The 20,983-nt window shown below is 69.3% G+C and carries 18 protein-coding genes; 7 read left to right on the top strand and 11 right to left on the bottom strand.

Annotated elements, in window-relative coordinates; all coding sequences use genetic code 11:
• The first annotated feature begins 28 nt into the window (after positions 1-28).
• Together rocF and Hbl1158_RS10565 are read left to right on the top strand one after the other, a co-directional pair.
• Complete coding sequence (gene rocF, locus Hbl1158_RS10570) at positions 29-931, top strand: arginase (RefSeq protein ID WP_234297216.1); 903 nt, start codon at positions 29-31, stop codon at positions 929-931.
• Positions 932-1,011: 80 nt separating this feature from the next.
• Complete coding sequence (locus Hbl1158_RS10565) at positions 1,012-1,632, top strand: SprT-like domain-containing protein (RefSeq protein ID WP_234297215.1); 621 nt, start codon at positions 1,012-1,014, stop codon at positions 1,630-1,632.
• Between the two features lie 54 nt (positions 1,633-1,686).
• Here the strand turns inward: Hbl1158_RS10565 and gyrA are convergent, their stop codons facing one another.
• Complete coding sequence (gene gyrA / locus Hbl1158_RS10560; protein ID WP_234297214.1) at positions 1,687-4,179, bottom strand: DNA gyrase subunit A; 2,493 nt, start codon at positions 4,177-4,179, stop codon at positions 1,687-1,689.
• A gap of 73 nt (positions 4,180-4,252) precedes the next feature.
• Positions 4,253-6,187, bottom strand: coding sequence for a DNA topoisomerase (ATP-hydrolyzing) subunit B (gene gyrB, locus Hbl1158_RS10555; RefSeq protein ID WP_234297213.1), 1,935 nt, complete (start codon positions 6,185-6,187; stop codon positions 4,253-4,255).
• A gap of 276 nt (positions 6,188-6,463) precedes the next feature.
• On the opposite strand from gyrB, the gene Hbl1158_RS10550 reads away from it, so the two are divergent.
• Both Hbl1158_RS10550 and Hbl1158_RS10545 read left to right on the top strand, forming a co-directional pair.
• Positions 6,464-8,869 carry a DNA topoisomerase VI subunit B gene (locus Hbl1158_RS10550; RefSeq protein ID WP_234297212.1) on the top strand — a complete coding sequence of 802 codons (2,406 nt, stop codon included), beginning with the start codon at positions 6,464-6,466 and terminating at the stop codon, positions 8,867-8,869.
• A 1-nt stretch (position 8,870) separates the two neighbouring features.
• The gene (locus Hbl1158_RS10545) at positions 8,871-9,986 is read left to right on the top strand and encodes a DNA topoisomerase IV subunit A (protein WP_234297211.1); all 1,116 of its coding nucleotides are present in this window, start codon (positions 8,871-8,873) and stop codon (positions 9,984-9,986) included.
• Positions 9,987-10,018: 32 nt separating this feature from the next.
• Here Hbl1158_RS10545 and Hbl1158_RS10540 read toward each other — a convergent pair whose 3' ends face one another.
• The 5 genes from Hbl1158_RS10540 to Hbl1158_RS10520 all read right to left on the bottom strand — a co-directional run bounded on the left by Hbl1158_RS10540 (position 10,019) and on the right by Hbl1158_RS10520 (position 14,568).
• Positions 10,019-10,897 (bottom strand): hypothetical protein, encoded by an 879-nt coding sequence (locus tag Hbl1158_RS10540; RefSeq protein ID WP_234297210.1) that lies wholly within the window; start codon positions 10,895-10,897, stop codon positions 10,019-10,021.
• Positions 10,898-11,016: 119 nt separating this feature from the next.
• The gene (locus Hbl1158_RS10535) at positions 11,017-11,793 is read right to left on the bottom strand and encodes an MBL fold metallo-hydrolase (RefSeq protein WP_234297209.1); all 777 of its coding nucleotides are present in this window, start codon (positions 11,791-11,793) and stop codon (positions 11,017-11,019) included.
• A gap of 25 nt (positions 11,794-11,818) precedes the next feature.
• Positions 11,819-12,022, bottom strand: coding sequence for a hypothetical protein (locus Hbl1158_RS10530; protein ID WP_234297208.1), 204 nt, complete (start codon positions 12,020-12,022; stop codon positions 11,819-11,821).
• An 80-nt stretch (positions 12,023-12,102) separates the two neighbouring features.
• Complete coding sequence (ligA, locus tag Hbl1158_RS10525; protein WP_234297207.1) at positions 12,103-13,959, bottom strand: ATP-dependent DNA ligase LigA; 1,857 nt, start codon at positions 13,957-13,959, stop codon at positions 12,103-12,105.
• A 99-nt stretch (positions 13,960-14,058) separates the two neighbouring features.
• Positions 14,059-14,568, bottom strand: coding sequence for a DUF6884 domain-containing protein (locus Hbl1158_RS10520; RefSeq protein WP_234297206.1), 510 nt, complete (start codon positions 14,566-14,568; stop codon positions 14,059-14,061).
• A 108-nt stretch (positions 14,569-14,676) separates the two neighbouring features.
• Here Hbl1158_RS10520 and Hbl1158_RS10515 point away from each other — a divergent pair, with 108 nt between their 5' ends.
• A complete protein-coding gene (locus tag Hbl1158_RS10515; RefSeq protein WP_234297205.1) occupies positions 14,677-16,251 on the top strand; it encodes a hypothetical protein in 1,575 nt (524 codons plus the stop codon).
• A 114-nt stretch (positions 16,252-16,365) separates the two neighbouring features.
• On the opposite strand, the gene Hbl1158_RS10510 is transcribed toward Hbl1158_RS10515, so the two are convergent.
• The 3 genes from Hbl1158_RS10510 to Hbl1158_RS10500 all read right to left on the bottom strand — a co-directional run bounded on the left by Hbl1158_RS10510 (position 16,366) and on the right by Hbl1158_RS10500 (position 18,134).
• On the bottom strand, positions 16,366-16,779 hold the full coding sequence (locus Hbl1158_RS10510; protein WP_234297203.1) for a Rieske 2Fe-2S domain-containing protein: 414 nt from the start codon (positions 16,777-16,779) through the stop codon (positions 16,366-16,368).
• Between the two features lie 188 nt (positions 16,780-16,967).
• Entirely contained in the window at positions 16,968-17,693 is a 726-nt protein-coding gene (psmB, locus tag Hbl1158_RS10505; RefSeq protein ID WP_234297201.1) for an archaeal proteasome endopeptidase complex subunit beta, read from the bottom strand.
• Between the two features lie 249 nt (positions 17,694-17,942).
• On the bottom strand, positions 17,943-18,134 hold the full coding sequence (locus Hbl1158_RS10500; protein ID WP_234297200.1) for a hypothetical protein: 192 nt from the start codon (positions 18,132-18,134) through the stop codon (positions 17,943-17,945).
• Between the two features lie 351 nt (positions 18,135-18,485).
• Between Hbl1158_RS10500 and Hbl1158_RS10495 the strand changes: the two genes are divergently transcribed.
• Positions 18,486-18,851: a DUF555 domain-containing protein gene (locus tag Hbl1158_RS10495; RefSeq protein ID WP_234297198.1), complete on the top strand. Its 366-nt coding sequence runs from the start codon at positions 18,486-18,488 to the stop codon at positions 18,849-18,851.
• A gap of 58 nt (positions 18,852-18,909) precedes the next feature.
• Positions 18,910-19,449 (top strand): CBS domain-containing protein, encoded by a 540-nt coding sequence (locus Hbl1158_RS10490; protein WP_234297197.1) that lies wholly within the window; start codon positions 18,910-18,912, stop codon positions 19,447-19,449.
• Between the two features lie 36 nt (positions 19,450-19,485).
• On the opposite strand, the gene dnaJ is transcribed toward Hbl1158_RS10490, so the two are convergent.
• The gene (gene dnaJ / locus Hbl1158_RS10485; RefSeq protein ID WP_234297196.1) at positions 19,486-20,661 is read right to left on the bottom strand and encodes a molecular chaperone DnaJ; all 1,176 of its coding nucleotides are present in this window, start codon (positions 20,659-20,661) and stop codon (positions 19,486-19,488) included.
• Positions 20,662-20,983 lie beyond the last annotated feature (322 nt).

The following is a 20,983-nucleotide window of genomic DNA, read 5'->3' as shown; positions in this document are numbered from 1 at the left end:
TGAAGCCCCCGGACGCCGCCTCTCCGATATGACCGTCCGGATCATCGGCGTCCCCACGGACTACGGACAGGACCGACGCGGCGTCGACATGGGCCCCTCCGCCATTCGCTACGCCGGCCTCGCGGACGCCCTCGCGTCCGCCGGCGTCGACGCCGTCGACGACGGCGACCTCTCGGTGCCGCGCGCCGAGGAGCGCGACCCCCACTCCCGACAGCCCAGCGAGGGCGACGCGAGGTTCCTCCGCGAGACCGAGGAGGTGACGACCACCCTCGCCGACCGCGTCGCCGACGCGGTCGCGGCCGGCGACACCCCGGTCGTGCTCGGGGGCGACCACTCGGTCGCCATCGGTTCGCTCGTCGGGAGCGCGCGCGACGCCGAGATCGGGGCCGTCTGGTTCGACGCCCACGGCGACTACAACACGCCGAGCACGTCGCCCTCCGGCAACGTCCACGGGATGCCGCTGGCGGCGGCACTCGGACACGCCGAGTGGGACGGCGTCGACTGGGCGAACGCCCCCGGTCTCCGCGAGGAAAACGTCGCGTACGTCGGCCTGCGCACGATCGACGACAGCGAACGCGAAGCGATCCGCGCCTCCGAGATGACGGCGTACACCATGTCCGACATCGACGAGCGGGGGATCACCGATGTCGTCGAGGCGGCCCTCTCGGTCGCCGGCGACGGCGTCGACGGCGTCCACGTCAGCCTCGACATGGACTGGCTCGACCCGACGATCGCGCCGGGCGTCGGCACGCCGGTCCGCGGGGGGGTCACCTACCGCGAGGCCCACCACGCGATGGAGTTGGTCGCCGAGACCGACGCCGTCCGCTCGATGGAGGTGGTCGAGGTGAACCCCGTGCTCGACGACTCGAACGAAACGGCCGAGCTCGCGGCCGAACTCGTCGCAAGCGCGTTCGGTAAGCGCATTCTCTGAGGCTCCGACGCCGGGTTCCGAGCCGACGCCGACAGACTCACGGTCTCCTCCGTCCATCCACCGGTATCCGCTGGAGCGACGTGACGACCGACGCCGACCTCGTCGCCTACAGTCGCGACTACGCGGCCTCCGCGGTCGCGACGTACCCCTACCGGCTCCCCTCGCTCGATATCGTGACCGACTGGCGCGTCTCCGCGCGCGCCAAGCGCCGGGCGGCGGCGGTGAAACACCCGACGATCCCCGGCGCTGCGGTGGGCGATCCGCTCGATTGGGACGCCGTCGTCCGGGATCACGGCGACCGACTCCCCGGTCCGAACTCCCGATTCGACGACCTCCGCGCGTGCCACGTCGTCTGCTCGCGCCGGGCGGCCGACGCCTACGGCGAGGCCGAGTGGCGGCGCGTCCTCCGACACGAACTGATCCACGTCGAGCAGTTCGCCCGGTTCGGCGCGACCGGCCACGGGACCTGGTTCCGCGAGCGCGCCGACGCGGTGAACGCCGACCGGCGCTGTCCAGCGTTCCACCGCGGGCGCTACCTGATCCGGTGCCGCGGCTGCGGCGACGTGATCGCCGACCGCTGTCGGCGCTGTCGCACGACGCGGACCGCGGAGCTTCCCGTCGAGACTCAACGCGAGCGCGTCGCCCCGACGGACTGCTGTGGGGACTACTACGAACTGGTCGACGCGCGGGCTGACGGCTGAGACGGACCGGACGGGCGCTCCCGACGTCGCGGGATTCCCGGTCTCGAGCCTCGGCTACTCGTCGTCGCCGTCCGTCCGCTCGGGAGCGACGCGCTCGGAGGAGAGCACGTCCACGGCGGCGACGGCGTCGCCCTCCTCGATGTCCATCACGGTGACGCCCATCGTGTTGCGACCGATGGTCGAGACGTCCTCGACGCGGGTGCGCATGATCTGCCCGTCGGCGCTCATCGCGAACAGGTGGTCACCGTAGGTGACCGCCTCGACGGCGCAGACGGGGCCGTTGCGCTCGTTCGTCTTGATGTCGATGAGCCCCTTTCCGTTGCGGCTCTGGATGCGGTACTCCGAGAGGTCCGTCCGCTTGCCGTAGCCGTTGGCCGTGACCGTGAGCACCCAGTCGTGCTCGTCTTCGTCGATGGCCGCCAGGCCGGCGACGCGGTCGTCTCCGGTGAGCTTGATCCCGCGGACGCCGCGTGCCGTGCGGCCCATCGCGCGAACCTCGCTCTCGTCGAACCGGATCGCCATCCCGTCGCGGGTGCCGATCACGAGGTTCCGATCCCCGTCGGTCACTTCCACGTCGGCGAGCGCGTCGCCCTCCTCCAGCCTGATGGCGCGGATCCCCGTCGAGAGGATGTTCTCGAACTCGTCGCCGGCGGTCCGCTTCACGTAGCCGCCCTCCGTGACCATCGTGAGGTACTCGTCGCCGTCGAGGTCGTCGCAGTTGACCACGGCGGTCAGCTCCTCGTCGTCGTTCAGATCGAGGACGTTCACCGCGGACTTGCCGCGGGCGGTGCGACCCATCTCCGGCACCTGATACGCCTTCAGCTCGAAGACGCGTCCCTCGTCGGTGAAGCACAGGAGGTAGTCGTGCGTCGAGGCGAGGAACACCGAGGAGACGCGGTCGCCCTCCTTCAGGTCGGTGCCGATGATCCCCTTGCCGCCGCGGTTCTGCGCGCGGAAGTCGGCCGCGGGCATCCGCTTGATGTAGTCGTCCTCCGAGAGCACGACCACCGACTCCTCCTCGGGGATGAGGTCCTCGTGGGTGACCGTGCCGGTGTCGTCGACGAACCCCGTGCGGCGGTCGTCGTCGTACCGATCTTTGATCTCGCGGAGCTCCGTCTTGATCACCTCGAGCAGCTCCGACTCGGACTCGAGGATCTCGTTGAGGCGCTCGATGGTCGCCTGCACCTCCTCGTACTCCGATTCGATCTCGGCGGCCTCCATCGAGGTGAGCGAGCCGAGCTGCATCCGGACGATGTGTTCGGCCTGCTCCTCGCTGAAGTCGTAGACGCCTCGGAGCGCGGTCTTGGCTGCGTCGCGGTCGTCGCTCTCGCGGATCGTCTCGACCACGTCCTCGACGTTCTCGAGCGCCCGTAAGCGACCCTCGAGGATGTGTGCGCGCTCTTCGGCCTCCTGCAGGTCGTACTCCGAGCGCCGGGTGACGACCTCCTTTCGGTGTTCGATGTAGTGCTCCAGCGTCTCCTTGAGGGTCAGGACCTTCGGCTGGCCGTCGACCAGCGCGAGGTTGATGACGCCGAAGGTGGACTCCAGGTGATGCTCCAGCAGCTGGTTCTTCACCACCTCGACGTTCGCGCCGCGCTTGAGTTCGATGACGACGCGCACGCCCTCGCGGTCCGACTCGTCGCGCAGGTCGGAGATGCCCTCGATGACGCCCTCGTTCACGTCCTCGGCGATGCGCTCGACGATGCGCGCTTTGTTCTCCTGGTACGGGAGCTCGGTGACGACGATTCGCTCGCGGTCGTTGCCGAACTCCTCGACGTCCATCTCGGCGCGCACGCGGACGCGACCGCGACCCGTCGTGTACGCCTCCCGGACGGAGTTGCGGCCGACGATATTCGCGCCGGTCGGGAAATCGGGTCCCTCCACGTGCTCCATGAGGTCCGCGACGGTCGCGTCCGGGTCGTCGATCAGCTCGATCGTCGCGTCGATCACCTCGCCGAGGTTGTGCGGCGGCACCTTCGTCGACATGCCGACCGCGATGCCGGTCGAGCCGTTGACCAGCAGATTGGGGTACGCCGCGGGCAACACGTCCGGCTCGGTCAGGCGGTCGTCGTAGTTGGCGGTGAAGTCGACGGTGCCCTTCTCGATGTCCGAGAGGAGCTCCTCGGCGATGTCGGCCATGCGGGCCTCCGTGTACCGCATCGCCGCCGCCGGGTCGCCGTCCATCGAGCCGAAGTTCCCCTGGCCGTCGATCAGCGGATAGCGCATCGAGAACTCCTGGGCCATGTTGACGAGCGTGTCGTAGATGGCCTGGTCGCCGTGCGGGTGGTAGTCACCCATCGTCTCACCGACCACCGAGGAGGACTTCCGGTGGCTGGTGTTGCTCGTGACGCCCATCTCGTGCATCGCGTAGAGGATCCGCCGGTGGACGGGCTTGAGGCCGTCCCGTACGTCCGGGAGCGCTCGACCCGCGATGACCGACATCGCGTAGTCGATGTACGACTGCTCCATCTCGTCTTCGATGCGGACGCGGTCGACCTGCGCCGCCTGCACCTCGTCGGGGTCGACGTCGGGCACGTCGGAACTCATCGATACGCCTCCGTCGTCGTGTGTCCGTGTCGCGTCATTCGCGTCATCTGCATCGGTTGTCGCGGTCGCCGCATCAGATGTCCACCCACTCCGCCTCGGGGGCGTGGTCCTTGATGAACTGCTTGCGCGGCTCGACCGAGTCGCCCATCAGGACGTTGAACATCCGGTCGGCCGCGGCGGCGTCGTCGATCGTGATCTGCTTGAGCACCCGGTTCTCCGGGTTCATCGTCGTCTCCCACAGCTGCTCGGGATTCATTTCGCCCAGGCCCTTGAACCGCTGGACTTGGTCGGGATTTCCGTCGCACTTCTCCTCGACGATCGCCTCGCGTTCGGCCTCGGTCATCGCGTCGTAGGTGTTCCCGCGATACCGGATGCGGTACAGCGGCGGTTGGGCGGCGTACACGTAGCCCGCCTCGACGAGCGGCCGCATGTGCCGGTAGAACAGCGTGAGCAGGAGCGTCCTGATGTGGGCTCCGTCCACGTCGGCGTCGGTCATCATGATAATTTTTTGATATCTCGCTTCGCTGATATCGAACTCGTCGCCGATCCCGGTGCCGACGGCGGTGATCATGTTCCGGATCTCGTCGTTCTGGAGCACCCGGTCGAGGCGGTGCTTCTCGACGTTGAGGATCTTCCCGCCCAGCGGGAGGATCGCCTGGAACTCGGGGTTGCGGCCCTGTTTGGCGGAGCCGCCCGCGGAGTCGCCCTCCACGATGAACAGCTCGGAGTCCTCGGGGTCGCGCGACTGGCAGTCCGCGAGCTTCCCGGGCAGCGCCGTCGACTCCAGCGCCGACTTCCGGCGCGTCAGCTCCTCGGCCTGCTTCGCGGCCTTGCGGGCGCGGGCGGCCTCCGCGGCCTTGCTCACGACCGTCTCGGCCACGTCCGGGTTCTCCTCGAAGAACGTCCCCAGCCGCTCGTGGACGGCCGACTCGACGATCCCGCGGACCTCGCTGTTCCCGAGCTTCGTCTTCGTCTGGCCCTCGAACTGCGGGTCGGGGTGCTTCACCGAGATGACCGCGGTGAGCCCCTCACGGACGTCCTCGCCCTTGAGGTTGCCGTCGAGGTCCCCGATGAGGCCGTTGTCGTTGGCGTAGTCGTTGACGACGCGCGTGAGCGCGGTCTTGAACCCGGTGAGGTGGGTTCCCCCCTCGCGCGTGTTGATGTTGTTCGCGAACGCGTGGACCGACCCCTGAAGCTCGTCGGTCGCCTGCATCGCCACCTCGACCTGGACGACGCCGTCCTCGGCCGCCTCCTCGTCCTCGAAGTAGATCACGTCGCCGTGCAGCGGCGTGCGCGTCTCGTTGAGGTACTCGACGAACTCGCGGATGCCGCCCTCGTACTCGAACGTCTCGCTCGTCCCGTCGCGCTCGTCCGACAGCGTGATCGCGACCCCGGAGTTGAGAAACGCCAACTCGCGCAGCCGACTCGCCAGCGTGTCGAAGGAGAACTCCGCCGTCTCGAAGATCTCCGCGTCCGGCAGAAACCGGATCGTCGTGCCGGTCCCCTCGTCGTCCGCGAGGTCGCGGACGCGTTCGAAGCCGTCCTCGTCGGGCTCGCCCTGCTCGAAGCGGTGCCGCCACAGCGCGCCGTCGCGCCTCACCTCGACGGTCAACTCCGCCGAGAGGGCGTTCACCACGGAGACGCCGACGCCGTGGAGGCCGCCCGACACCTGATAGGACTTGTTGTCGAACTTCCCGCCCGCGTGGAGGACCGTCATGATCACCTCCACCGCCGGCCGGTCGTACTTCTCGTGGGTGTCGACCGGGATGCCGCGACCGTCGTCGGAGACGGACACCGAGCCGTCGTCGTGGACGGTCACCTCGATCTCGTCGCAGTGACCCGCGAGCGCCTCGTCGATGGAGTTGTCGACGACCTCGTACACCAGATGGTGAAGCCCTCGACCGTCCGTAGAACCGATGTACATCGCCGGGCGCTTGCGGACGGCCTGGAGGCCCTCCAGCACCTGGATCTGCCCGGCTCCGTACTCACTATTCCCTGATCCTGACATAGGAACCTTACCCACCCCTAACGGTGCCCCGGGTATAAGTCCTCTCACGCGCGCGCGTGAGCGGACCGTGATACCGGTCGGTGGTCGGGTCCGTCCCGTCCCTTTCGGCCGACCCTTCGAGCGCCGTGCGCGGCTCGAATCGCCTGAACGGGCGGTCAGCCGATCCGCGGTGTCGACCCCGACCGTCGCCGCTGCAGGGCGGGACCGATCGGGGTTCACTTTCACCGCGGTGAGGACACGGTTATAACCCCGCGTTGGATAGGAGTTCCCACGAGAATGACGTCGTTTCAGTCGCAGCTCGGCGAAGACCAGGGGATCGCCGACGAGTTGGCCGAGGGCCAGCGGGAGATCTCCATCGCCGAGTTCTTCGAGAAGAACAAGCACATGCTCGGGTTCGACTCGGGCGCGCGCGGGCTCGTCACCGCCGTCAAGGAGGCCGTCGACAACGCGCTCGACGCCTGCGAGGAGGCGGGAATCCGACCCGATATCTACGTCGAGATCCGCGAGGTCGGCGATTACTATCGTCTGATCGTCGAGGACAACGGTCCCGGGATCACGAAGGAGCAACTCCCGAAGGTGTTCGGGAAGCTGTTGTACGGAAGTCGGTTCCACAGCCGCGAGCAGACCCGCGGCCAGCAGGGGATCGGCATCTCCGCGGCGGTGCTGTACTCCCAGCTCACCTCCGGCAAGCCCGCGAAGATCACCTCCCGACCGAAGGGCGAGACGGACGCGCAGTACTTCGAGTTGATCATCGACACGGACACGAACGAACCCGAGATCAAAGCCGAGTCGATCACCTCGTGGGACCGCTCGCACGGCACGCGCATCGAGATCGAGATGGAGGCGAACATGCGCGCTCGCGCCCAGCTCCACGACTACATCAAACACACGGCGGTCGTCAACCCCCACGCGCGACTGGAGCTCAGGGAGCCCGGCCTCGACGAGCCGATGAAGGCCGAGCGCGCGACCGACCAGCTCCCCGCCGAGACGAAGGAGATCCGGCCGCACCCCCACGGGGTCGAACTCGGCACGCTGATCAAGATGCTGGAGGCGACCGAGAGCTACTCGGTCTCGGGATTCCTCCAGGAGGAGTTCACCCGCGTCGGCAAGAAGACCGCCGACAAGGTGATCGACAACTTCCGGGACCGCCACTTCGGCCGGGAACTCGGCTGGTCGGCCGACGGGGACGCCGTCGCGGACGCCGTCGGCGAGGCGGTGTCGAACAAGGGTGCCGAGGCCACCGATTTCTTCGCGAGCGAGGTCGCGAGCACGGTCGGCTCACGCGACCGAACGAGTCACAGCGAACTGACCGGGATCGTCGACGAGGTCGCCGACGCCGCCGAGGACGAGTACGGCACCCGGTTCGGGGCGACCGTTCGCGACAACGCCGTCGACGCGGCGTGGTCGGCGATGACCGCCTACGACGAGGAGACAGACGAGGACGAGCTCACCGACGACCTGTACGGGCTCGTCGACGACGCGACCTCGACTCGGAAGGACGACGCGGTCGTCGCCGGGACGGCCGAACGGCTCGCCCGACGCCTCGCCGCCGGCGACGAGCGCGTGCGGGCGACGCACGCACAACTGCGGACGCTCGTCGACGAGGCGGCCGACGACACCGAGGAGTTCGACGACGCCACCTTCGGCGACACCGCCCGCGAGAACGTCGTCGAGGCGCTGTGGTCGCGGATGGTCGCGGTCCCCGACGAGGTGCCGAAGGTGCGCGAGACGGCCGCCGACCGCGACACCGCGAGCGAACTGTTGGAGGCGATGCGCGAGACGGACATCCTCGCGCCGCCGACCGACTGTCTCGCTCCCATCACCTCCGAACTCGTCGAGGCCGGCCTCCGCAAGGAGTTCGACGCGGAGTTCTACGCCGCCGCGACGCGCGACGCGGAGGTCCACGGCGGCGACCCGTTCATCGTCGAGGCCGGCATCGCCTACGGCGGTGAACTGGAGGACGGCGGGCAGGTCGAGCTGCTGCGATTCGCCAACCGCGTCCCGCTCGTCTACCAGCGCGGGGCGTGTGCGACGACGGACGTGGTCAAGGGGATCGGCTGGCGGAACTACGGGCTCGACCAGCCCGGCGGCTCGGGGATGCCCAACGGCCCGGCGGTCATCATGATCCACGTCGCCTCGACGAACGTGCCGTTCACGAGCGAGTCGAAGGACGCGCTCGCGAACATCCCCGCCATCGAAGACGAGATCGAACTCGCCGTGCGCGAGGCCGCCCGCGAGCTGAAGAGCTTCCTGAAGAAGCGCCGCTCGATGCAGAAGCGCCGCCAGAAGCAGGACGTGCTCGGGCGGATCCTCCCGGAGATGGCCGACAAGGTGGCCGAGGTGACGGGACGCGACCGCCCGAACATCGACGCGGCGCTGGCGCGCATCATGAACAACGTCGGCGTCGAGCGCGAGCGCGAGGGCGACACCGTGCGCCTCATCGTCGAGAACCACTCCGACCGGACCGAGGAGCCGGACGTGACCGACATCGTCTCCGCGGAGCCGACGGACGTTCCGGAGGAGGCGACCGTCGTCGACCTCGACGGCGAGTGGTTCGTGAAGTGGAACCCGAGCGTCCCCGGCGGCGAGGAGGCCGTCCTGGAGTACACAGTCGCCGGCGACGCCGACTTCGACGTGAACGTCGACGGCATCGAGACCGAGAAGCTGACCGTGAACGCCTGATATGAGCGCAGACACACCCGAATCCGACACCACCCTGAACGAACAGAAGGCCCGCGAGCAACTGCTCGATCTCGCCGAGGACATCTACGACCAGTTCGACCGCGGGGACATCCCGCAGATGGTCCTCCCCACCCGGACCAAGAGCAACATCGTCTTCGACGACGACTCCGGCGTGTGGGTGTACGGCGACCGCACGTCGACGCGCTCGGCCAACTCCGTGCGCGGCGCTCGAAAGCTGCTGAAGGCGGCCTACACCGTCGAGTTCCTCGCCCAACAGCTCGACGAGGACCGCTCGTCGACCCTGCGTGAGCTGTACTACCTCTCGGAGTCGTGGGACTCCGACGAGGCGGGCTTCTCCGACCAGGACGAGTCGAACCAGCTCGTCGAGGACCTGGAGGTCGTCTCCGGCGTCACCCGCGAGGACTTCCACATGCGCCCGGAGGAGTCGGGCGCGACGCTGATGGGCCCGCTGGAGCTCCGCGAGCAGACCCGCCGCGGCGAGCGCGACATCCACTGTCAGGAGGACGTGGGCGAGGGCGGCTACCAGATCCCGAACAACCCCGACACGATCCAGTTCCTCGATCACGACATCGACTTCGTGCTGTGCGTCGAGACCGGCGGCATGCGCGACCGGCTCGTCGAGAACGGCTTCGACACCGACTACAACTGCCTCGTCGTCCACCTCAAGGGCCAGCCCGCGCGCGCAACTCGCCGGATCACCAAGCGCCTGCACGACGAACTCGACCTCCCGGTCGTGGTGTTCACCGACGGCGACCCCTGGTCGTACCGCATCTTCGGCTCCGTGGCCTACGGGTCGATCAAGTCGGCGCACCTCTCTGAGTACCTGGCGACGCCGGAGGCCGAGTACGTCGGCATCCGCCCGCAGGACATCGTCGACTACGACCTGCCGACGGACCCGCTGGCGGACTCCGACGTGAACGCGCTGGAGTCCGAACTGGACGACCCGCGCTTCCAGACCGACTTCTGGGAGGAGCAGATCGAGCTGCAGCTCGACATCGGAAAGAAGGCCGAACAGCAGGCGCTCGCGGCCCAGGGTCTCGACTTCGTCACCGACACCTACCTCCCCGACCGCCTCGGGGAGATGGGCGTCCTCTGAGTCGTCGCCCCGCCAGCACCGTTCTGCGGCGATCACTCCCTCGATCGCTCTCGACTCCGTTCGCGTCCGCCGGCGTCGTCGGCCGCGTCGCGGACCCGCGACGGCTCCGCCGCCACGTCGTCGCCCGCGGGGTCGCCGGCCTCGTCGGCACACGACGCGCAGTAGGTGTTCGCGCCCGAGGACGCGGTCCGAACCGGGACCCCCGCGATGTACAGTCGCTCGGCGTACCGTCGGTGCTCGCCGCGGAACACCCGGCTGCCGCAGGCGGCACACGGGTCCGGCGGGTTGCGGACGCGGTCGCGGTCGACGGTCCGTCGTCGCCCGAACGTCGTGATCGACTCGCGGCCGTCGCGGGCGATCGACGGGATAGCCGTCGCCGCCGCGAGCGCCAGCGCGACGATCGCCAGCCCGCCGGCCGCGAGCGCGGCCTCCGAGAGGCTCGCGAGCACGGCGACGCCGACCATGACGACCGCGGAGAACGCCAGCGTCCCGGCGACGAGCGCGGTCGCGACCGACCGGAGGTCGGTGTCGCGCTCGTCGGGCCGGCGCTCCGTGCCGTCGGCGTCGACGATCAGCCGCGGCGCGCCCGACGTGTAGCGGTACAGCGCGTACACGAGGTTCCCGATCCCGCCGGTGAACACCAGCAACGCCGCGTGCACCGGGAGGCTGCCGACTCCGCGGTCGCGGAGGACCACCCGGTCCCCGTCGTCTGCGACGGGGTCCCAGCCCTCGGCGCGGAGGTCGGCGACACGGCGGTCCAGCCACGCGCGGTCCTCCGGGCCGGGCCGCCCGTCGGCCGCCGGATCGTCCCTCCCGACGGCCCGACCGCACGACGAACAGAAGCGGTCCGCGGCCCCCAGGCTGGTGCCACAGGCGGGACACGCCGAGGGGGCGGACGAACGGGAGGGCATGTCGTCGATACGTCACCGGCGGGCAAGGAAGTAGCTTGCGCGTCCGGGGACCCTCCGATCGGTATCCGGCCGCGTCTCGGGCGTCGCGACCGACGGTCGGAGTCGAGTCCCGCGGGGGCTTACTCGGCCGACTCGTCCAGCGCGACCGGGATCGATCGACGCGCCACGTCGCTGGCGAACGACCCCGAGTCGGCCTCCAGGAACGACTGCGTGTTGTAGTGGATCGGGACGACCAGGTCCGGATCCATCCGCGCTGCGAGGTCGGCCGCCTCGGCGGCGCTCATGCAGACCGACCCGGAGATGTTTGCGAGGAACAGCGAGGCGTCGATCTCGGCGAAGGCGTCGAGCGCGTCGGAGTCGCCCGGCCAGAACGCCGAGGTGTCGTCCTCGCCGACGGTGAAGCGGTAGCCGACGCCGAGGCCGCGGGGGTGCGGGACCGAGCCGTCGTCGTCCGCGTGCGGGCCGTCGGGGTCGTTGTAGGCGGGCACAGACCACACGTCGCCGACGCCGTCGACGGCGACGTGATCCTCCTCGCCGATCCGGACGACCTCGAACGGCAGTTCGTCGACGGGCTTCACGTCGCGGTCGATGCCGGCGGCGTCGACGCCCTCGTAGACGACGACGGTGGCGTCGTCGTCGGCGACGCGCTCGATCCCCTCGGAGTCGTAGTGGTGGTCGTGGGTGACGAGCACGAGGTCGGCGTCCATCGGCCGGTGGTCCGTGGCTCGGGGATGGGCGGCCGCTTTCGGGTTGCCGCCGCCCGGCGGCGTCCACTCCCCGTCGAGCACGCCGTAGCGGCCGGGGTCCGTGTAGACGACCGTGCCGTCCTCGCTCTCGACGCGCGCGGTGGCGTAGCCGTACCACGTGACCCGAAGGTCGTCGTGTCTGACAGTCACGGACGGACGTGCGGCCGGCGACCGTCTATAAGTATCGCTCCGCGAGCGGGCCGGCCGACAGCCCCCCGGCGAACGCGAACAGGACGGTCGTGAGCGCGGCGAGTCGGAGCGTCAGCGCGAGCGACTCGCCGGTCGCGGCGACGAGCGCGGTGGCGACGAGCGCGACGAGGAACGCGACGCCGAGCAGCACCTGAAGCGGGTACTCGGCGACGGTCCGGCGTGTGTCCATGTCGGCCGCAGGGCCCCCCACGGCTAGTGTCTTGTCACTTCGTCGCCGCCGTTCGTTCTCCGCCGATCGCTTCCCGCCGATCAGTTCGTTCCGTTCTCATCGGCGAGGCGCTCGACCCGGTTCAGCGAGTCGGCGTCGGCCGGGGACTTGTCCTCGCGGGCGGCGACGAACCGCGGGAACCGGAGCGCGTACCCCGAGTCGTAGGTGGGGGAGGTCTGTATCTCCTCGTAGCCCACCTCGAACACGACTTCGGGAGCGAACCGCACGGTCTGCCCCGACTCCGAGCGCACGTGCGGTTCCAGCAGATCGGTCAGTTCCGCCAGCCGCTCGTCGGTTATTCCGGTGGCGACCCGCCCGACCGTCGCGTAGCCGTCGGGCGTCGCCCCGTCGTCGCCTGCGGCGTCACCGACGCCGTCGCCTGCGGCGTCGGCGTTCGGGGCCGACCGGTCGAGGCGGACCGCCACCTCGAACGTCCCGAACAGCTCCGCCCGCCGGCCTTCCCCCCACTCCGCGCCGGTGACCACGAGGTCGAGCGTCTCCACGTCGGGCTTGCGCTTGAGCCAACTGCGGCCGCGGTCACCCGGGTCGTACGTCGACTCCGGGCGTTTCAGCATCACGCCCTCGTGGCCCGCCTCCAGGGCGTCCGCCTCGAACGCGGCTATCTCGTCGGGATCGTCGGACACCAACAGCTCCGAGACGCCGGCGTCGAGCGCGTCGCGGAGGCGGTCGCGGCGCTCCGACAGCGGCGCATCGAGGAGGTCGTCGCCGTCGGCGTGCAGGCAGTCGAACGCGCGAAGCTCGACCCGGACCTCCTCGCGCATCCTGTCGACGTCGTGTTTCCGCCGAAAGCGCCGGAGTATCTCCTGGAACGGGAGCGGCTCCCCGTCGTCGTCGACGGCGACGGCCTCGCCGTCGAGGATGACCGGCGGCGCGGCGTGTTCGCGGACGTGTTCGACCAGTTCCGGCAGCGCCGCGGTCACGTCCTCCATGTTTCGCGAGTAGATCGACACAGGCCCGTCGCCGCCGGCGTCCGCGTCGCGTCCGGGCTCGCGACTCGGCGTCGCGTCGTCGCGGTCCGGGTCTCGGTAGTGGATCTGGACGCGCGCGCCGTCGTACTTCGTCTCGACGGCAGCCCGGTCCCACGCCTCGAGCGCGTCGGCGACCGTGCCGGCCTGCGCGAGCATCGACCGAACCGGTCGCCCCACGGTGAGCGACACCGACCGCAGGCCGGCCTCGCCCTCGTCGCGTGCGATCTCGGCGACCCGACCGTGGTCGTTCGTCACCTGGAGCGCGCGCTCGACGACGCCGACGAGCGCCTCGGTCCGGTCGTTCTCGGCGCGCTCGTCGGTCGGCGTCGTCACGTCGGCCTCGAGGAACGCCTCGGCGGTGGCGTCCCGGAGCGTCCCGGAGCCGACGCCGACGCGCATCTCTCCGAGGACGAGCCGCGCGAGGTACGCCGCCTCGACCGGGCTCGCGCTCGTGAACAGTCCGAACAGCGTGTCCCTGCGGAACGACTCGCTCCCGTCCCCGGTGGCGGCCGCGACCGCGACGAGGTCGTCGTACACCTCCCGAACGGTGAGACCGCCGTCTGCGCCCCCAGCGCCGCCGCCGAAGGCCCCGAGCCCGGTCTGCCCGCCCAGGTCCAACCCGGCGGCGACCGCGCCGATCTCGCCGGTCTCGGCGAGTCGATCCTCGATCTCCTCGGCGTCGACGTTCGCGCCGGCGGCCCGGGCGAGCGCCTCGTGACACAGAGACGGTCCGACCGAGAGGGTGCGGCCGTCCCATCCGGCGAACACCTCGCCGCGGAGAAAGCGCGCGACAACCGCGAGGTCGTCGCCGGCGGCCGACAGCGCGTCGGCGACGAGCCCCACGGTCGCGAGGTCGCCCTCCTCCTCGGCCATCGCGTCGGCCCGCTCGGCGAACGTCGCGAACTCCATACTCGGACGGAGTCCGTCAGCGAGAATAACTCCGACGACTCGGGGCGGGCGAACCGGTCGGACCGCCCGACTGGAACTCCTCGATTCGGACGGCCCCGTTCAGGACAACTCGTCCAGGTCCGCGTCGATGTCGTCGGCCGCCGGGTCGGCCGCCTCCCGGCGAATCGCGAGCTGTTCGTCGAGCCAGCGCTCCTGACGGTCGCGTCCGCCGATGCCGGACAGCGGCTCGACGGTGTCCGCCCCCGCGGCGGCGACCCGGCTCAACAGTCCCCCGCGGTCCTTCAGCGCCGTCCGAACGGGACGGTCGGCGAAGACGACCACCCGATCGAACTCGTTCTTGCGGACGCGCGAACTCACCTCCGCCACCACGTCCGTCGCCCAGCGGGCCCGTTCGGCCGGCTCCAACTCGGTGAACTCGCGGTCGACCCCCTCGACTTCCGCATCCGGGTCGATCACGCCGTTGCGCTCGGAGAGGACGACCCACTCGTCACACACCAGATCCGCGAGCTCCGCCTTCTTCGTGAAGAACGCGGTCGCGTAGCGATCCACAGCCGGCCCCCGACCACGGAACGGACAGGCACCCGCCTGCACGAGCCCCAGGGTCTCCATACGCCCGGACTGGCGAATCTATTTCATAAACTTTGCTTCTCTATACTGATTCTGATACCGAGAGTCGACCCCGACGGCTTGAAGGTCGCCGCGCGAGTCGCGGTCGGTATGGCAGACGGCGACGTGGATCTGGCCGAGCGGGTCGAGGCGGTGTTGTCGACGGACGCCGAGGCGTTCCGCCGTCGCGCCGAGGCCGACGCCGAGACCGTGAAGACGGAGCTTCGCGACGGCACCTTCGACAACCACCAGTCGATCGTCGGGCTGGAGTACGAGTTCTACGCCGTCTCGGAGGGCCGGTGGCGCGAGGGGGACCTCCTGGCGGGCGACCCCGTCGACGGCGACGCGTACCACCTCAGTCGGGTCCCCAGACGCCTGCTGGAGCTCATCGGCTTCGAGAAGGAGTTGGGCCTGCACAACGCCGAGATGACGACGAGCCCACAGCCGCTCAACGCCGACGGCCTGGCCGCCCAGGCGTCCGAGGTGCGCGCGCAGCTGTCGGCGGCCCAGGACACGACGCAAGCCGAGGGGATGCGGCTCGTCTCCGACGGGATGTGGACGATCCCCCCGGTCGGCGAGACCGCCCGCGAGTACCTCCGAGACTCCGTCGACATCGACGGCGTCCGCGTCGCGACCAACATGAGCGACGCCGTCCGGTATCACGCGATGGCCAACAGCGCCGACGCCGACGCCTTCGTCGTCGACGCGCCGCACGTCGACCTCTCGGCGGACACGGTGCTCCCCGAGAGCCTCATCACGTCGATCCAGCCGCACTACCAGGTCGCCGACGCCGACGACATCCCCGTCTATCACGACCTCGCGGCGCGCGTCGCGGGTCCCCTGCTGGCGCTTGGAGTCAACTCCCCGTTCTTTCCGGCGGACGCGTACGCGGACGACGCGACCCCCGAGGCGATCCTGGCCGACGGTTGGGACGAGAACCGCGTCGCCGTCTTCGAGTCGGTGATGAACGAGGAGGACGCGGAGAAGGTTCGGTTCCCCGCGGACCTCGACTCCGTCGGGGAGGCGGTCGACCGCGTCGCCGGCGATCCGACGATCGTTCCGATGTCCGTCGAGACGGGGGACCGCTTCGACGACGCCTTCGCCACGCTGCGTCGCAAGCACGGCACCTACTGGCGGTGGGTCCGCCCGGTGTTCGACGGCGCGACGCGCTCGGCGGCCAACGCCCGCATCGAGTTCCGCCCGATCGCCGCCCAGCCGACGGTTCGCGACTCGATCGCCTTCCTCGCGGCGTTCGCCGGCCTGATGGAGAGCCTCCCGCGACGACACCACCCGGTCGCCGACCTCGCGTGGGAGACCGCCGAGGAGAACTTCTATGCGGCCGTCCGCGACGGGATCGACGCCGATCTCTCGTGGGTCACCACCGACGGCGTCGAGACCGCCGACCGCGACGTCGTCTTCGACGACCTGCTCTCGCACGCGACCGCCGGCCTGGAGGACGCCGGCCTCGACGAGTCGACGGCCCGGTCCTACCTCGAGCCCCTCCGCTGGCGGGCCGAGACGGGCGTGACGCCCGCCGGCTGGAAGCGCGAGCGCGTTCGCGATCGCCTCGACGCCGGCGACGACTTCGGGGAGGCGATCGCCGGGATGCAGCGGACGTACATCCGCGAGCAGTCCGCGACGCTGTTCGACGGCACGCTCGCCGACTGGGTCGGGACGGACCGATAGCGCCGAGCGCGTCCCGGGCGTCGTCGCGGCCGCCGTTCGCGACGCCCCCTGTAGGGTCGCCATCGCGGCCGTCGTTCGCGACGCCCTCGGCAGGGTCGCCGTCGCCGCCGACCGTCAGAAGCCGATGTGCGAGGTCGAACTCGGGCCGTCGTCGTCGATTCCCCCCTCGTGTCGGAAGGTGTAGTCGTCGTCCGCGAGCAGCACCTCCCCGTCTTCGACGGCGACGCTCACCGACGGCAGGGTCGTGCCGGCGGCCTCGCCGTTGTCGCACTCGCCCGAGCAGGCGTCGAACATGGAGCCGTGCTTGGGACAGATGATCTCCCCGTCGCGCATCGCCGCGCCGCGTCCGCGGTCGAGGCGCTGGTACTCGTGGGGACAGGTGTTGATCCACGCTCGCACGCCGGGTTCCTCATCGCACCTGACTAAGATCGCCTCTCGGTCCTCGGCGTGGCCGTCGGCGACGGTGAACAACAGCGATCCCGACTCCGGAACGTCCGCGAGCGACGCGATCGTCGTCCCCGTGGTCATGACCGACGGCTACAGAGTCTCCGAGTAAAACGTCGTCGCTGCCGCGGGAGGGTGGATGGGGTACAGAGCCTGGAGGGAGAGGTATCGAGCCTCAGGGGCGAGGTACGGAGTGGGGGACGCGACCCGGGGATCGGCGTCCCGCGAACGTCGACGGTCCAGGAGTCGACGGGAGCCGAAACCGCGCCGAACTACTCCAGCAGCGCGTCGATGTCTTTCTCTTTCGTGATCTCGACGCCCTCGTCGGTGACCACGGCGACGTTGATCCCGTTGCCGGAAGCGGTGTCGCGCTCGACGGCCGACTTGATCGCGCGGGCGGCGACGCGCTTTGCGTCGTCCAGCGAGAGCTCCGCGTCGTACTCCTGTTCGAGCACCCCGAGAGCGAACTGGGAGCCGGAGCCGGTGACCGTGTACTCCTCCTCGGTCATCCCGCCGGCGGCGTCGATGGAGTAGATGTGTGCGCCCTCCTCGTCGACGCCGCCCAGGATCGGCTGGACGATGAAGAACGCGCCCGAGCGCAGGAGGTTCCCGGTGAGCGTCGACAGCGCGCGCATGCTCATGTCCTTGCCGCGACGGGCCTCGTAGAGGTTCGTCTCGGCCTTCAGCGTCTGGATGAGGTTCTGTGCGGCCGACACAGATCCGGCGATGGTGAGCGCGCCCGTCGGGTGGATCTGCTCGACCTTCTGAACGTCCTTCGAGGACACCATCCGGCCCAGCGAGGCGCGCATGTCGGTCGCGAGCACGACGCCGTCCTCGGTCCGCAGGCCGACGGTCGTCGTCCCGGTCTTCATCTCGCCCTCGCCGGTCGCCTGTGAGCGGCGCTCGTCGGCGTTGGGGAACTCCCCGAGCTCCGGCCCGAACACGGTCTCGTCGGCGAGATCGTTGTCGGCTCCCGCGAGGTCACTAGATGGTCGCATTGACGTTCGGTTGGGCCGCGCCGCTGATAAATGCACCCTTTCAGGAACTCGCGAACGACGGCGCTATCTACCGGTCTCGGCGTCGCTGTCGCGGTCACTCCGGACGTCGTTGCCGTCGCGGTTCCGTGGCGAAAAATGAACGCCGCGGGCGACGAGGGTCGGAGGCGACCGTCGCCGCACGCAGTCCGGCTCCCTCGGATGTCGTCAGGTGTCGTTAGTCGTCATCGGGCGTCATCGGGCGTCGGTCCCTCACTCGTTGGCGGCGTCCACGACGCGCTCGTAGGCATCGTGAATCCGCGAGACGATCGATCCCATCGGGAGTCGAACTCCCGCCTTGCGAGTGAGTAACACGAGGGGGAACGCGAGGATCCCCGTCAGCACGGTCAGGTGGTGGAGCGCGTGGACGCCGGCGCGGCGGGCGGCTCGAACGGCGTGGGTCATACCGGTATCACGTCGTGCCGCCGCTCCCGGTAATAAGAGTATCGGCTCCCGCGGCTTCGGTGACACGGTCGCAGTCTTGCGATCTCCGGCGATCACAGACGAATTCGCTCGCAGCCGGCTACCGTCTCGTGAGAACCGAACGTTTCGACGCGCGGACGCGGGGGTTCGGCATAACTTATGGCGAACCCGCGGGTCGGGTGCGCGTTCCCATCGCGGCGGCCGCGGCCCACGAGTGACAACATTGAACGGGGTCCCGCGATATCGTTCGGACGTAATGAGACACAGTCGGTCACCGACGACGCTCCCGGATCGAATCAACGAGTTATTGTCCGCACGACCGGGAGGTGTGCTGTGAGCAACTATCTCGTCGCGCTGGAGGCGGCCTGGTTGGTGCGAGACGTGGAAGCGATCGACGACGCTATCGGCGTCGCGGTCAGCGAGGCGGGTCGCCGCCTGAACGAGGCGGACAAGGAGTACGTCGACGTGGAGGTCGGCGCGACGCCGTGTCCCGCCTGCGGGGAGCCGTTCGACTCGGCGTTCATCGCCGCCTCGACGGCGCTCGTCGGCCTCATGCTGGAGATCGACGTGTTCAACGCCGACAGCGAAGAGCACGCCACCAGGATCGCCAAAAGCGAGATCGGCGGCGCACTCCGCGACGTGCCGCTGGACGTGATCGACGTGATCGAGACCGAGTCCGACGAGGACGACGACGAGTAACTCCCTGTCGCCTCGGAGCGACCGAACGCTTTTTAATTACCTCGGGTAATCACGAGGTATGGAACTCCCGACGCCACAGGACTTGCGCGAGCGGCGGACCGCGCTGGATCTCACCCAGAGTGCCTTGGCCGATCGCGCGGACGTATCACAGCCGCTGATCGCCCGGATCGAGGGCGGCGACGTGGACCCGCGGCTGTCGACGCTCCGGCGGATCGTCGAGGCGCTCGAGGAGGTCGAGGGCGACGTGGTTCGCGCCCGCGACATCATGCACGAGGACGTGATCAGCGTCGCCCCCGACCAGTCGGTCCGAGAGGCCGTCGAACTGATGGAGGGAGAGGCGTACTCACAGCTCCCGGTGATCCAGAACGGCACGCCCGTGGGGTCGATCTCGTTTTCGGACGTGAACCAGGCCGGCGAGAACGCCGCCGAACTCCCCGTCAGCGAGGTGATGTCGGAGTCGTTCCCGCCGGTGAGCCCGGACGCGACCGTCGACGAGATCCGGAACCTCCTGGAGCACTACAAGGCCGTCGTCGTCACCGACGGCGGCGACGCCGCCGGGATCATTACCGAGGCGGACTTGGCTGCGCAGTTGTCCTGACCGCGACGGTGAGTTGAAGTCCGCCGCCGTCCCCGCCTACAGCGAGTTCTTGATCTTCTCGAAGAAGCCCTCGCTCACGTCGATCTCCTCGCCGCCGGCCTCCGCGAACTCCTTGAGCGCCTCGCGCTGCTCGCTCGTGAGGTCGTCGGGCGTGACGACCTGCACCTGGACGTAGAGGTCGCCGTCGCCGCGCCGCCGGAGGCGAGGCATCCCTTTCCCCTTCAGGCGGAACGTCTCGCCGCTTTGGGTGCCCGCCGGCACCTCGAACTCGACGCTGCCGTCGAGCGTCTCCAGCTGAATCGTGTCGCCGAAGACGGCCTGCGGGAACGAGACGGGCTCGGTGAGGTGGAGGTCGGCACCGTCGCGCTCGAAGCGGTCGTCGCCCTCGACGCGCACCTCGATGAGGAGGTCGCCGTCGCGAGCGCCGGGCTCGCCGGGCGCGCCCTCGCCGTCCATCCGGAGGGTCTGGCCGTCCTGGATCCCCGCGGGCACGTCGACCGTCAGCGTGGTCTCCTCGCGGGTGATCCCGGAGCCGTCGCAGGCGACGCAGTCCTCGGAGTACAGTTCGCCCTCGCCCTCACACCGCGGACACGTGCCGGTCTGCTGGACGCGGCCGAGCGGCGTCTGCTGCACCTGTCGGACCTGCCCACGGCCGTCGCATTGCGGACACGTCCGCACGTCGGCGTCCTCGGGGTGGCCCTCGCCGCCGCACTCCTCACACCGGGTCGGGCGCGCGACGGAGAACTGCTTGGTGACGCCGTCGTGGGCCTCCTGCAGGGTGATATCGAGGTTGGTCCGGAGGTCCTTCCCGGGGCGCGGGCCGCCGCGGCCGCCGCCCCCGCCGCCGAAGAACTCCTCGAAGATGTCGCCGAGGCCGCCCATGCCGCCGCCCCCGCCCATACCGCCGCCCATGCCGCCGCCACCGAACGGACCGCCCCCCATGCCGCCCGCGCCGCCGGCACTGTCCTCGAACCCGCCGCGCTTCTCGGCCTGTTCGAACTGGTCGTGACCCATCCGGTCGTACGCCTCGCGCTGCTCCTCGTCGGTGAGGACCTCCTTGGCCTTCTTGACCTTCTTGAACTTCTCCTCGGCGTCGGGTTCGTCGCTGACGTCGGGATGGTACTCGGTGGCCTTCTGGCGGTACGCCTGCTTGATCTCCTCCTCGGAGGCGTCCCGCGAGACTCCGAGCACGTCGTAGAAGTCCTCGCTCATTCGTTGGTTGTTGGTTGAACGCTCGTGCTATTTGAATCGCGTGGCTCGCGGGAGGACCCATCGGATCGGTCGGACTCCGGTGACCGCTGCCGCGAGAACTGAACGCGCGTCCCCCACTTCGGCTTTGTTGAAATCCTCATCTGGTGGTAGGATTTAGCATTCGTGCTGAATGTAGGCCATGTAATTCACGCCACTACTGGATCTATACAAAAACGCCTGCAAAATCATTCCAATTGCTACTTACCGTCTTAGTCTTCGGGGAACGCTCCCGGGAGTTCGTGATCTGGGAATGTGTCCGCAAGCACTTGCTTGATTTCTTGTT

Origin of the sequence: Halobaculum sp. CBA1158 (assembly GCF_021431925.1) — an archaeon.
Lineage (GTDB): Archaea > Halobacteriota > Halobacteria > Halobacteriales > Haloferacaceae > Halobaculum.
This window is presented reverse-complemented; position numbering and strand designations above follow the sequence as displayed.